Raw genomic sequence first — 13381 nt, 5'->3', positions numbered from 1 at the left:
CGAATTTAGGATTTCTCTTTCAACAAAGCTGCTGAGGATTCATCTAAAAAGAAAGTGCAATCGGGATGGTTTTGCAAGATACTGGCCGGATGTAGGTTGCTGACAGGTAGTGTTAGACATTTTCTGACTGCTTCGGCTTTGCGACTGTCCGGACAAGCACAAACGATGTGTTTTGCTTTCATCATCTGGCGAATAGACATACTTATTGCTTGTTTGGGAACCTCATCGATTGAAGAGAACCATCCTTCCCCAATCTGTTGCGCACGACATTTGTCATCAAGGTTTACAACAAGATAAGCATCTTCTCTTTCAAAGTCTGCAGGAGGATCATTAAAAGCTAAATGTCCATTTTCTCCAACCCCGACGAAGGCCAGATCAATAGGATATTTTGCAATAATTTCACCTAATCTTTTACATTCTTCTTCCGGATCAGGAGATTCACCATTGATTAGATTAACCTCTAACAATCCCTTTACTTTTTCCACAAAGCGTTCCTTCAGATATTTTCGGAAACTTGCTTTATGCGATTCAGGAAGAGCAATATATTCATCTAAATGAAACATGCGTACTTTAGACCAATCGAGCTCCTTTTCTTCGACCAATTGCTCTAATGTTTCAAACTGACTCATACCTGTAGCCAGAATAATATTTGCCGATCCTTTCTCTGCTATTGTTTTACGAATAATAGCCGCAGCATAACGACCGGCTTCTCTCCCAAGTTCAAACTTGTCTTTCAATACGTTTATCTCCACGATCCAATATTTTTTGTTGTTCTGTTATGTGAATTAATTAGTTATCCTGATTTAGTACTCCGGTTGTACCTCCTGTCTGTAATTCTATATCATGAGGAATATTTGTCTTCCAGGATCCACAGGTAAAATCCGGAATATCTATTGCCGCAGAACGATTAGCCACAGACCACTCACTAAGTGGGCCTATCACACTCCATGCCGCAGCATCATAAACGTCCATATCCATCGGCAGACCATTTCGGAGACAATCAATCAAACGCCAGTCCATCATGAAATCCATGCCCCCATGTCCACCTATTTGTTTGGCCAGGTCACCGATCTTTGCCACAATAGCCGGCGTATATTGTTTTTCAACTTTTGCATATTCCTCCTCAGACATAAATCCGTCGTGTCCGGTCGCGATTTTACCGGGTAAGGGATATTTCTGGGCAAAAGCCTTTGTTCCGCTGACCAAATGGATGCGCGAATACGGACGAGGAGATGTTACGTCATGTTGAAGCATAATCGTACTGCCCGTCTGTGTTTTTATACAAGTCGTATTCATATTTCCCCGAAACGGATTATCTACAAACTGAGTAAAATAGTCATTAGACCCGGCTAATTCTTTTGCTTTCTTATTCAACATAAAATCAGCCGATGACATGGAAGTCATATACTCCATCTTATTTCCTCTGTTAACATTCATTAATTGACAAACCGGCCCAAGCCCGTGTGTAGGATAAAGGCTACCGTTTCGTTTTGCGTTTTCTTTCAGACGCCAGTAGTCGTACCGTTTTTCTTTCTCAAAGAGGCTCTCCATAATATCATGTATATAAGCACCTTCACAATGCACAATGTCTCCGAAGAAACCTTGACGAGCCATGTTTAATGTCAGCAACTCAAAGAAATCATAACAACAGTTTTCCAGAATCACGCAATGTTTTTTTGTACGCTCAGACGTTTCGACCAACTTCCAGCAATCCTCAACAGTCGTTGCTGCAGGTATTTCTAAAGCAACATGCTTACCTTGTTCCATTGCATATAAAGCCATCGGAGCATGCATAGCCCAATGACTGGCAATATAAACAAGATCAATATCATCACGCCTGCACAGTTCCATCCAGGCTTCATCATCCGCTGTATATAATGTTGCCTCATGACCCGGAGATTTAATCCGTTTTTTAGCCGCTTCCGCTTTATCCGGCTGCACATCACCAATAGCCACTATGCTTACTCCATCAATCCGGCTTATACGTTCCACCGCAGCAGAACCACGATTCCCAACACCAATAAACCCAATACGGACAACATCTAATTTGGGAGCACAATAACCAGACATATTAAATGTCTGGCTATACTTTCTTTCTGCCTGCTGCCGGATTGTATCCAAGGCATACGTAACAGTTTCAGCACTTATCTCACGACTCCCCGAACTCGGAGAACAACCGGTCATCACTCCCGCACCGGCCAATCCCGCCATCTTCAAAAAGCCTCTACGATTTGTTTTCATGTATATTTTTTTTATTAGTCAATATCCCACCACAATTTTGTAGTCACATCATCAGGACCGCCCAACAATTTACGACCTTTTTCTAACTCTTCTGCATTATTTGCCTGTTCAGTAAGAGGATAAGGAAGGCGATTTATGAATGTACCTTGTGGTAATAATGAATTATCAGATTGTACAACAGGATACATCACTGGATAACCAGACCTTCTGTATTCCGTCCAGGCCTCCATACCGTTAGGAAATATGGCCAACCATTTTTGTGTTCCGATTTGTTCACGTTGTTGATTTATACTTTGAGCCCACTTTACAGGAGTAGTTGAAACTGCAGGAGAGCTGTCACTATCACCCGGAGCAACAGGCAATTTGGACGAATTAATATATTCATCCGCCGAGTTCTCTATTTCCCATTGTTCAAAGCTCTTACGAATCCCTTCTTCGTAAAGTTCTTTTGCTGTTCCATCCATGTTCCAACCATTCAAAGCACCTTCAGCTCGCAAAAAATAAGCTTCAGCACAACACATAATATGAAAAGAAGCGGTAAGATTTGGAGAGAATGTATTGTCTTCTTTTTTTACAGCCCAATAGGTTCCGACATTAGAATTATATGATGGAGTATTCCGGCTTTCTCCAAGAGAAGTAGGAGACAGACCATTTCTTATACTATTATATTCACCCGTTTTAATAGACGGTTGAAAATAAACGCTCAGACGCGGATCTTCATACCCTTTCAGATAAGATGCAATTGTCGAACTCATTGCAAACTCATTCCAGGCAGCAACCTGAGCCAAACCATTCGTATCATTTCCTGATTGAACCTTTTGCAAAAATGCGTTTTGCGAATTATCAGTAAGAACTCCTGAAGCTACAGCTGCCTCTGCTTCAGTCTTAGCTCGATCCGGGTCTATATTTGAAATACGTAATGCTAACCTCAAGCGCAGTGTATTTGCAAAACGAATCCAATTATCCACATTACCATCATACATGATTTCATACCCTTTAAAGACGGTAGTTCCGGAAGATAATCCTTTTAGATCTGTCACCGCTGTATCCAAACGTTTAAAAAAATCATCGTATATTTTGTCCATGGAATCATAAGGAATCACATCTTGTGGCTCTGCGGCGTCAAAATATGGAATTGGGCCAAAATGGTCTGTTAAACGATGAAAAGCATATACCCACAGAATATTAGCTAAAGCTTGCTCTCCGGAATTAGGATCAGCATTTTCCAATATTGATTTTAATTGAGGTGCTGTATCAACATAAACAACAGTCCAAAAGCGTCTCTGCCAATCGGGAGTCAAAACATAACGGTCGGTAGCAAACGAGGTACTCGTTAGTGCGAAATACTGCGAATAAAGGTCTGCCCCAAGATTCTGAACCGTCTGATAAAAACTACGGTTCAAGGCAGACGAAGACTGTGCCTTTGCAAACATAAAGGGCATCTCGCGTTTCCCCACCTCTGTCAGGTTATTCGGGTCAACATTCATTTCTTCAAAATCTCCGGTACAACTATTTAATGTTATAGCGGTAAACAAACTATATAATATATATTTTTTCATGACGTTGTAATTAGAAGGTTAATTTCACATTCAAGCCAAAAGATCGGGTTGCGGGTGGAAGGCCAAGTTCTACACCTTGGTAATTTCCGGCTCCTAAAGCAGCATCCGGATCAATAGGAATCGTGCGTTCTTTAATTCCAGGTATTTTTAGTTTTGCTTTTCCACGATAAAAGAAAAACAGATTTCTTCCAGTCAAAGACACCTGCGCCGTTTTAATAAATGAGATATTACTTACATCAAAGTCATAACCCAGGGACAGTTCACGCAAACGGAAATTTGTCATATCATAAGTGAAAAATTCGCCCCAGGCGTCACGTCCGTTTTGAGATACTTTAGTCCATAGTTGTTGAGCAGAAATGACCGTTGCGTTTTGTGTTCCATCTGCAGTAACAGCATCAAGAACGAGGCCGCCTTCGCGCCATTCTTCTGTAAAATCAGCAAGACCGTAAGCTGCCAGATAAGCATCAGTTCCGGAGACCAAATCACCTCCAATACGGCCATCAACAAGGAAAGACATTCTAAAGTTTTTATAACTGAACGAGTTAGACCATCCGATCATACAATCAGGATTGAAATTACCAAGTAATTGATTTGATTCAACAACAGGAAGACCATTAACATCTACAACATGTTTCCCTGTTTTTTCATCAACTTTCCATTTGTAACCATATAGATCTCCATATGAACTTCCTTCTTTCACGATTACTGTTGCATATTTTGTATTATCAGTCAGGTTCACTTGTGTAGTATTTGGTGCCAACTCTATAATCTTGTTACTATTAGTAGAGAAGTTAATACCTGTTTGCCAAGAAAAATCATCAGTCATAATAGGACGCGCACCTATTTGTATTTCAAAACCCTTATTTTCTATATTTCCTGCATTTATATAACGTTTGTTATATCCGCTGGCCATTGGCAATCCAACATAAAGAAGTTGATTTTTTGTATTACTTTTATAGAAAGCCATATCTACTGTCAGGCGGTTTTCAATAAATTTCCATTCTAAGCCTAACTCATAAGAATTCGTTTTTTCAGGTTTCAGATCATTTATCGCTTTATTTGTATCTCTTGAAATAAAACCTTGTCCTGCTCCTAAAGCAAATTTATATTTCTGATTAAGCAAGTAGGGATCTGCATCATTACCTACTTGAGCATAGGTAGCGCGAACCTTACCAAAACTGATCCATTCCGGCATTTTAATTATATCACTAAGAACGGCAGACAAACCAACTGAAGGATAGAAATAGCTATGTGGCGAAGGGAGGGTAGAAGACCAGTCATTACGAGCTGTAACATCAAGATACAGATAGCGATTATAGCCAAACTGCAGATTGCCGTATACCGAGTTCAACATTCGTTGATATTCATTCCTTGAAGTTTCAGTATAAAGTAGTTTTTCAAACGTGGGTGTGGTTGCAAAAGCTAAACTGAACTGATTTGGAATTGTCAATCCGTTTGCCATATTACGCAATGTGTTAAATGAGCGTTTAAGGGAACTTGTCCCCAAGTTATAGTTTATATCAAAAATACCATTGATCGAATGTTCTCCAGAAACAAGAAGGTCAAAGTTCCTTTCCCAATATTGAGTAGTTGTTTCATAATATTTTCCTCCTGCTTTCACATCACCTAAAGAAACTGTACCATCATAGAAAGCTCCGGTTTGCATATCATCATAACGATCATAACTTACACGCCCCATTACACTCAACCAATCAAACAATTGATATTTTGCAGAACCTAATACAGAAATCCTATTACGTTCTTCATCAACTGATGTTCTGTTAACATTCCAATAAGGGTTGTCGTAAATAGACGAAGTAGTCCAATACTTGCGTATCGGTTGTCCATTTGTTGGATTGATATCCTCGAAATCCTTCAACTCTTCACTACTCATATCACGCGGCATTATATAGGCCTCCAATGGCACACCTGCATCCCCTAATCGTGGCCTATTCCCAATTTTTTGATTTACGTATGTAATCTTAGTATCTGTTGTCAACCGAGGAATAAAATTTGTATTCACACGTACATTCAATGTGTTCCTCTTCAGATCATTGCCTGGAACAATACCCTCTACTTTATTATTCGTATAGGAAGCAAACCCCTGAAGTTCTTTTGTTCCACCATAAAGGCTCACTGAATTATTGAAAGAAGTAGCTGTCTCAAAAAAGTTTTTTACATTATCTGAATAAGTTTGTGTTTTTTCTCCCCAACTTTCCCCAGCAGTTGCTGAGGCTACACCCCCGTTACCTCTTCCATAAGTATTTTGAAAATTCATCAACAAATTGGGTTGGTCAAAACTGACTCCACCATTATAATCTAAGGTAAAACGACCTTCCTTTCCCTGTTTAGTCGTTATGATGATCGCACCATTAGCTGCACGACTACCATACAGAGCGGCTGCTGATGGCCCCTTCAACACATTGATAGATTCAATATCATCAGGGTTTATATTGGCCGCGCCATCACTTGCCCCATAGCTTCCTGTTGTTCCGGTAGCTTGTCCCGTAGAACTATTATCAAATGGGATTCCATCAACAACAATCAATGCATTATTATTTCCACTTATTGAACGATTCCCGCGCAACACAACTCTGGCAGCAGCACCTGGGCCCGTTGCTGCTGTAGTAATCACAGCACCTGAAACTTTTCCGGACAAACTACTTAATACATTTGAACTATTATCACGGATATCCGAAACATCACCTCCAGCCAGTTTTTGCGTAGCATAAGATAAAGTACGTGTGTTACGCTCAATACCTAAGGCTGTAACGACCACCTCTCCTAATTCATGCGTAGAAGACTCAAGATAGATCTTAGTTAAATCATCTTGCCCAGAAATAAGCTCTTTAGTTTTATAACCTAAGTAAGATACGATAATCGTTTCTCCTTTTTTTAATTCCAAAGAATATTTTCCATCAAAATCTGTGGTAGCCCCCTTTTGTGTTCCTTTAATAAGAAGATTCACACCAGGAAGAGTCTCTTTTGTCGTTTGATCAAAGATTGTTCCGGACTGTCGCTTCATTTCTTGCGAGAAAGCATCCGGCAAGAAAAAAAACATCGAAAACAAGCCTAATAACAATAACTGTTTAGCCATTGATTTTCTCTTTTTCATGTAACTAGATTTTTAAGATTAAAACTTTCCTAACATATATTTTGACCCAAAGAAAACATTTCTTCATTTCAAAAAACAGGAAAATCTCAAATAAAAAAGCGATAACGTTACCGGAAGCGTTGCCGAAAACTATATACCTATATATGTTGGTTTACACAATGAAAATACGCATATATAGGTATTGTTCGAAAATCGGTATTATCTGAACTTTGTTTGATTATTGATTGTTGATTATGTACATTATTAGTAATTAAATTGGTTTATGAAAAAAACAGGTATATTTTATGGTTCTTCTACGGGCACGGTTGAGGATTTGGCTCAACGCATTGCCGGTAAGTTAGGTGTTGATTCATCAGATGTGTTTAATGTTGGAGAAATTGTTGCTGACGCAGTTGCTCCTTATGAAGTTTTAGTGTTAGGTTCTTCTACCTGGGGTGCTGGTGACCTGCAGGATGACTGGGAAGATTTCTTAGGTAAGCTGAAAAAAGCGGATCTGTCAGGAAAGACGGTTGTTCTTTTCGGAGCTGGTGATTCGGCTTCATTTAGTGATACGTTCTGTGATGCTATTGGTACTATCTATGACGGTTTACAAGGTACTGGTTGTACATTCGCCGGTGCAGTATCAACAGATGGTTACACATTTGATGATTCTACGGCAGTGAAAGACGGTAAGTTTGTTGGTCTTGCGTTAGATGAATTGAATGAAGACGGAGAAACTGATGGACGTATTGATGCTTGGGTAGAACAGCTCAAAAGCGAAGTATTATAAGAAACTAAAGCGGGTAATGATTACCCGCTTTTTTTATCTTCTCCACAAACTAAGTTTTTTCATGTTTATTAAGAACCTGAACAACATACCATCTCATAAAGATTAGTACATTGGCAATATTAATTGATCTTCTGAATAAAAACGTTGCCATATGAAAACAATACTATCATTAGTTTTAGTCCTTTTATCTTTATTTTCCTGCTCTTCACTTTCGGTTATGTATATGACAAGCGGAAAAATGGAGAAATTAGAATTAGGTATGTCCAAGAAGGAAGTTACACACATTCTTGGAAACGCCTATACGATTGCGGAGAAACGAATAGAAGAAGGGCGGCAGGTTGAAGTTCTATCCTATCGGGATATAAAAGGAGACGAATTTTATATGTTCGTTTTAGTAAACAACAAGTTAGAAGAATGGTATAGAGAAATTATTCCTCTTCCCAGCACCGGCAAAGAGTAAAACTCAACGTCTTTTGTAGTCAACGAGGGCTTTATAGACAACTACTCTTCCGTCTCCTTTAAAAGAGAGAGTAAACTCAGTTCCTATTGCTTCGTTTAGTGTACCTTGCCACCAACATTCAAAACGTCTATCGGTTACATCCCAGCGTAATCCCGTTGTCGTTATTTCTATTTGGGGTGTAACAGCAAATATGGATATTTGCTGACCGGGTTCAGAAGATAAAGTCGAACTTGCTTTCAACGGAATAAAGACACCAAAATCAGACATCATCTGAACGGAATCAAACCAATTGATGTAGTTCGTCAGTAAACTTACATTTCCAATCGTATGATCCTCACGAAGTCCTGTTGCCCCCAGAATTAATAAATGTTTATATCCTTTCTCGTGAGCATAATGAACAGACTTAGTCAAATCATTTGTCATTTGTTCTGTCAGATGATGGATATTCGGGGTGTATTTTTTTATAATATCATGGGGCATACTATCCAGATCCCCCACAATCGCATCTATTCGATAACCATCTTCAAAAAGTTTTTGAGCGGCTCCGTCACAAGCAATTACAAAAGAAGCATTCCTCAATAGTGCAAGCGCATCTTCAGTAGTCGGGAATAGTCCGTTGGCCACTACAACACAATCAAAATCAGTTTTCATACGGTTAAAACTCCTTTCTTTTTCCAGTTAAGATAACCAACGACAGCTAATACCGCATAGCAAAAGAACAAAAACATTGTAGGATACAAAGCTTGTGTAAAATAAAGATAAGAAGAAACGACATTCACCACTACCCAACAAATCCAATGTTCCAAAATACGCTTTGCAAGCATCCAGGTCGCAACAATACTTAGTGCCGTCACAAACCCATCACCCAAAGCGACGGGCGAATCAGTAAACATGTCTAACACAAAATAAAGCAGACCAAAGAAAAGAACAGCAGCAAGCCCACAAAGCAAACCGACCGAAAGATCTAAATGACGGTAAATAATCGTTTCCTGTTGAACATTTTTTTCTTCCGTTGTCTCACTTCGCTGTTTCGACCACAACAGAAAACCATAAACGCTGATCACGACATAATATACGTTCAACGCCATCATGGCATAAATTTTCGAGAAGAAAAAAACAAAAACGTAGGCCAACGAAGAGACAAAGCCCACAATCCACATCACCTTATGCTGTCTTATCTCCAACCAAAGATAAAGCAACCCGGTAACTACTCCAAAAATCTCTAATGCATGTTCCATGTATTCACTTTTCAAGAAGATGTTCATAATCCAAGTGAATAAAAAGGGAGAAAAACAAAAACACACAATCCCTTCGTCGGCATTATCCGCATCAGGTTATATGGGTATTATCTCAGCCAAACTGCTTATTCTTTTTTTTCAGAATAAGCAGTCAGCACCCCTCTGTATTCAATATACAAAGAAAAAGAAAAAGGGGGAAGTTTGCAATATTTAGTAAAAAGAATAACCGCTAAAAAACTTATTCCTTTGGAACAGTAATAGCTACTACCGGATTAGATTCTTCTGTGATTGACTTTAGTGCGGCTATTTTTTCGTTTTTGACTTCTTCTGGATGTTCTTCGAACCATTCCATGATTTTGTCTGATCCGATTATAGAACCGAACTCCCCTTTAGCGCTACATGTCTTGGGACTGAAAGGCAGGAAATTAGTCAGGTCGTCGGTGAAGTTTTTATCCTCTTCACATATGCGGGTCAGTCCGGTATTCCTGTCATACACCCCATTATAGACAATGGGCTTATCGCTATAGGCACTACGCGTGCACTGGAAAAAGACAAACTGATCTGTTTCGAAGACGGTAGTCATTAGTAAACGTGATTCGCTATCTTCCGGATCGGTACGTGCTTCCGGGCCCCAGCTCCATTTTCCGGTAGAAAAAACGATGGATGGAATTAATTTTTCACGCGTAACGGTATAAACAGTATCATTAAAGTTCTCTTTTAATCGGACCAGTCCATCTTGTTCCCATAAAAAAGGAATGCCGCTAATACCTGCCGATACTCCACCATCTTTAAAATGAGTCAAAAGGAACCCGGCTAATCCTCGTTTCATGATAGATATATTGGCAATATCTGCCATCTTTTTTTCCGGCAATACAGGTGATAATGCAGGGATTGTATCAATTTCTGTTCCGTTATTGTCAAAGAAAACAAGTAAGCGTGCATTATATTGTTGCGCCAAACTGTTATAAAACCCCACATTAAAGGAATCAGTAAACAAAACGTCACTTGGCGATGCAGGGGTAGATGGGAGTTCAATCTTCCCTTTATAGTTTCCCTGCAGGTCATATTTTTGCATTGCTGCAGGTGAACGCCTGAAATAGAGCAAACCATCTACGCCATTATAAATTGGCTGGGGAGAGGTATATGCTTCCGGATCGTCCCCGCGATGTCCTACTTTACAAATAAACTTCCCATTGCTTTTATTAAACAGAAGACAGTCTTTATTGGTATAAACCGCAATCTGATGATTTAATAATAATAGATTCGGATGATTTCCAATAAGACAGGAGTCTGTGGTTTCTAACGGGATATAACGCACGTCCTTAACAAGTTCAGACAGTTTAAGTTCAACCGGGTTTTCCATTGCTCCGGCTACATCAATCGTTGTTACCCCCTTCACCTCTGCTTGTTTGTTGTCTAAACAAGCTATCATAAAGCAAGCCAAACAGGCAATATAAAACCAAATTTTAGTCATATTTATTGTGTTATTAATTCAGATACAGAGTATCAGACACAAAGAAACTAAATATTTTAGTTACACAACTAATGAAAGTAGTTTTATTTTTTAACAAATCAGAAAAATACAGGGAAAAACCCGGGAAAAGGAGAGTTTTTTTGCCAAAAACGCCCTGTTTTTTACCGTTGAAAATCAAAGTATAAAACAGGGCAAAAATATAAAGGATATTTTTGGAAATATAAAGGATATTTTTGCAATTATATCCTTTATATTTTTTTCTTTATTCTATAAACATTTGTGAGTTATCAAAACCGGAGACTTACACGCGCCATTGCATTGGTTCCGGCTTGTGTGAAATAACCATCTTGTTTGCCTCGTTCACCACCACTATAATAGGAATATACCCAGCCGTTGGTTTCGTATTTTTCATTAAAGAGGTTGTTTACCGTTACATCCAAAGATATTTCTTTTACGAAACGGGGTTTAAACGTATAACCAAGCCTCAGGCTATTGATAAAGTAATCATCTATTGAACGATCTTTGGAGGAAGAGTTATCCATGTACTGACGGCCAACATATTGTGAAATAAAGCTGGCACTAAACCCTTTGTAGCTCAAATCGAAGATACTATTTGCAATAACGTCCGGAGAAAAGGAGATATTAGTCGTTCCTAAGTATTTGCTTCGTTGTTCACCCGTATCCCAATCATCCACAAATTCGGTGAAGTTACGCACCTTGTTACGGCTGAAAGTTGCGTTTCCGCTCCAGTTTAACCAAGAGGCCAGCTTAACTCCTCCAATCAGCTCAATACCTGCCCGATAACTATCTTTGATATTTGTAGTGAGAGCTTCTCCGATCTCGCTGATCTTTCCGGAGAGGATCAGTTGGTTGTTGTAATCCATGTAATAGAGGTTGACACCTACATTGAACTGCGGATGGTGATAGGTGTATCCGGCTTCGTAATCATATAATGTTTCATGTACCGGTTGTTCATTTTCTCCGGCTTCCGTAAAATTGTCACGGCTTGGTTCACGGTTGGCAACCGAGAAAGAAGCAAAGGCTGCATGTCCTCCTTTATTGAAATTAAGACCTACTTTCGGATTAAAGAAATCCCAATGCTTGGAGACATTCACGTTGTCACCTGCTTTATCATCGCTCCCCTTGATTGAATAATCGATGCCTCTATATTGCAAATCCAAGAATCCGGTTAACACAGGCAAAAACTGGTAGTTCAACTTCACAAAGGTATTATAATCTGTCTTAAGCCCTCTGTTCAGATAATATTCATAGTCCGGCTTCGGCAACGCATTGGCAGCCCTTGCCCAGATAACCCGTCCGAAGTGATCCCCGTCATACCGATTGGCGGCAGCACCAAAAGTAAACGTAAGGTTTTCTGCACGATAATTAGCGTTATAGATTGCTCCGTAAAAATCATTATCCAACCATTTACGACGGACAAGATCAGTTTTTGCCACTTCTTCACCCGCAGGATTCGTATAGACCGGAAGTTTATAGGATTTATATTTTGCACCGGCCTTATAATCTTCATAATACCCGTTCCCATCCGTATAATGCAGGGTAAGGTTCATTGTCCAATGATCATTCAGGCGTTGTGTACCCATCAGATGGTAATGATGTTGCCAATAGTTATCTGTTTGGTTATTGTAGTACTGAGTTACATCATTTTCATCCACATATTCTCCACAAGGATTATACGTCCGGTTTGTTTCCAACATAGAAGAAGGCACCCCATTCCATGCCTGATATGTTTTTTCCGCACTTCCGAAAGTCTGAAACTTAATCAATGTATTGTCGCCATAATAGGCTCCGGAAACAAAATAGGAACTCATATCGGCACTTGCACGAGAGATAAATCCGTCACTCCGTACTTTAGAATAGCGCGCATCAAAAACGAAATGATCTTTCAACAGTCCGGTACCTCCTTTTATTGTATTACGAACTGTACCGAATGATCCTGCTGATACGGAATATTCCATATATGGCTTTTGGCTGGGATTTTCAGTTTGCATAGCCACCGTAGCACCGAAGGCAGCGCCTCCATTCATTGATGTTCCCACCCCACGTTGAATCTGCAAATTTTCAACCGAAGATGCGATATCCGGCATATTCACCCAGAATACAGTATGAGATTCTGCCTCGTTAACAGGTACCCCATTCAGCGTAATATTAATACGGCTGGCATCCGTTCCACGAACCCTAAAACCGCTATATCCCACTCCGTTACCGGCATCTGAAGTCATGATAACAGAAGGCGACAGAGAGATCAGATAAGGTATTCCTTGTCCGTCATTACGCTGTTTTAATTCTTGTTTTGAGAGGTCTGAATAAGCTACCGGTGTAGCTTTGTTTACTTTCGTGGCGGAGACCACTACTTCATCTAATGATACGTTTTGTGAAACGATAAGCGAATCCACCGGATCTGTTTCCGCATTCGCAAAAGTTGCGCTCCCCAATAGGGCAGCAATAAAAAATATACTTTTCATCCTTTCGACTTTTAATTTTAAAAATTCTACTTGTGAATA

10 protein-coding genes and 1 riboswitch are annotated in these 13381 nt (G+C 39.6%); of the genes, 2 read left to right on the top strand and 8 right to left on the bottom strand.

Features of this window, described 5'->3' with window-relative positions:
* Positions 1 to 5: 5 nt before the first annotated feature.
* The 4 genes from PHT93_RS00185 to PHT93_RS00170 are packed head-to-tail and all read right to left on the bottom strand — an operon-like array spanning position 6 to position 6915.
* Positions 6 to 752: a glucosamine-6-phosphate deaminase gene (locus PHT93_RS00185; protein ID WP_300238117.1), complete on the bottom strand. Its 747-nt coding sequence runs from the start codon at positions 750 to 752 to the stop codon at positions 6 to 8.
* 37 nt (positions 753 to 789) lie between these two features.
* Positions 790 to 2241 carry a Gfo/Idh/MocA family oxidoreductase gene (locus PHT93_RS00180; protein ID WP_300238116.1) on the bottom strand — a complete coding sequence of 484 codons (1452 nt, stop codon included), beginning with the start codon at positions 2239 to 2241 and terminating at the stop codon, positions 790 to 792.
* A gap of 14 nt (positions 2242 to 2255) precedes the next feature.
* On the bottom strand, positions 2256 to 3800 hold the full coding sequence (locus PHT93_RS00175) for a SusD/RagB family nutrient-binding outer membrane lipoprotein (protein WP_300238115.1): 1545 nt from the start codon (positions 3798 to 3800) through the stop codon (positions 2256 to 2258).
* Positions 3801 to 3810: 10 nt separating this feature from the next.
* On the bottom strand, positions 3811 to 6915 hold the full coding sequence (locus PHT93_RS00170) for a SusC/RagA family TonB-linked outer membrane protein (RefSeq protein ID WP_300238114.1): 3105 nt from the start codon (positions 6913 to 6915) through the stop codon (positions 3811 to 3813).
* A gap of 262 nt (positions 6916 to 7177) precedes the next feature.
* Here PHT93_RS00170 and fldA point away from each other — a divergent pair, with 262 nt between their 5' ends.
* The gene (fldA, locus tag PHT93_RS00165; RefSeq protein WP_300238113.1) at positions 7178 to 7684 is read left to right on the top strand and encodes a flavodoxin FldA; all 507 of its coding nucleotides are present in this window, start codon (positions 7178 to 7180) and stop codon (positions 7682 to 7684) included.
* Between the two features lie 151 nt (positions 7685 to 7835).
* On the top strand, positions 7836 to 8144 hold the full coding sequence (locus PHT93_RS00160; protein WP_300238112.1) for a hypothetical protein: 309 nt from the start codon (positions 7836 to 7838) through the stop codon (positions 8142 to 8144).
* Between the two features lie 3 nt (positions 8145 to 8147).
* On the opposite strand, the gene PHT93_RS00155 is transcribed toward PHT93_RS00160, so the two are convergent.
* From PHT93_RS00155 to PHT93_RS00140, 4 genes are all read right to left on the bottom strand, one after another.
* Entirely contained in the window at positions 8148 to 8795 is a 648-nt protein-coding gene (locus PHT93_RS00155) for a thiamine diphosphokinase (protein ID WP_300238111.1), read from the bottom strand.
* Entirely contained in the window at positions 8792 to 9382 is a 591-nt protein-coding gene (gene pnuC / locus PHT93_RS00150) for a nicotinamide riboside transporter PnuC (protein WP_300238110.1), read from the bottom strand. Before pnuC ends, PHT93_RS00155 begins: the two co-directional genes overlap by 4 nt.
* 51 nt (positions 9383 to 9433) lie before the next feature.
* A riboswitch (TPP riboswitch) is annotated at positions 9434 to 9554 on the bottom strand.
* Positions 9555 to 9620: 66 nt separating this feature from the next.
* Positions 9621 to 10856 (bottom strand): DUF4934 domain-containing protein, encoded by a 1236-nt coding sequence (locus PHT93_RS00145; protein ID WP_300238109.1) that lies wholly within the window; start codon positions 10854 to 10856, stop codon positions 9621 to 9623.
* 287 nt (positions 10857 to 11143) lie between these two features.
* Positions 11144 to 13342 carry a TonB-dependent receptor plug domain-containing protein gene (locus tag PHT93_RS00140; RefSeq protein WP_300238108.1) on the bottom strand — a complete coding sequence of 733 codons (2199 nt, stop codon included), beginning with the start codon at positions 13340 to 13342 and terminating at the stop codon, positions 11144 to 11146.
* Positions 13343 to 13381 lie beyond the last annotated feature (39 nt).

Source organism: Massilibacteroides sp. (assembly GCF_028705895.1).
In the GTDB taxonomy this organism is placed as follows: Bacteria; Bacteroidota; Bacteroidia; order Bacteroidales; family Tannerellaceae; genus Massilibacteroides.
Note: the sequence above shows the minus strand (reverse complement) of the source record. Positions and strands in the feature narration are given on the sequence as shown.

What these genes read in the sequence shown, in the direction of transcription:
- PHT93_RS00160 (WP_300238112.1), top strand. Translation starts at nt 7,836, where the DNA reads ATGAAAACAATACTATCATTAGTTTTAGTCCTTTTATCTTTATTTTCC.
- PHT93_RS00175 (WP_300238115.1), bottom strand. Translation starts at nt 3,800, where the DNA reads ATGAAAAAATATATATTATATAGTTTGTTTACCGCTATAACATTAAAT.
- PHT93_RS00180 (WP_300238116.1), bottom strand. Translation starts at nt 2,241, where the DNA reads ATGAAAACAAATCGTAGAGGCTTTTTGAAGATGGCGGGATTGGCCGGT.
- PHT93_RS00170 (WP_300238114.1), bottom strand. Translation starts at nt 6,915, where the DNA reads ATGAAAAAGAGAAAATCAATGGCTAAACAGTTATTGTTATTAGGCTTG.
- fldA (WP_300238113.1), top strand. Translation starts at nt 7,178, where the DNA reads ATGAAAAAAACAGGTATATTTTATGGTTCTTCTACGGGCACGGTTGAG.
- pnuC (WP_300238110.1), bottom strand. Translation starts at nt 9,382, where the DNA reads ATGGAACATGCATTAGAGATTTTTGGAGTAGTTACCGGGTTGCTTTAT.
- PHT93_RS00140 (WP_300238108.1), bottom strand. Translation starts at nt 13,342, where the DNA reads ATGAAAAGTATATTTTTTATTGCTGCCCTATTGGGGAGCGCAACTTTT.
- PHT93_RS00145 (WP_300238109.1), bottom strand. Translation starts at nt 10,856, where the DNA reads ATGACTAAAATTTGGTTTTATATTGCCTGTTTGGCTTGCTTTATGATA.
- PHT93_RS00155 (WP_300238111.1), bottom strand. Translation starts at nt 8,795, where the DNA reads ATGAAAACTGATTTTGATTGTGTTGTAGTGGCCAACGGACTATTCCCG.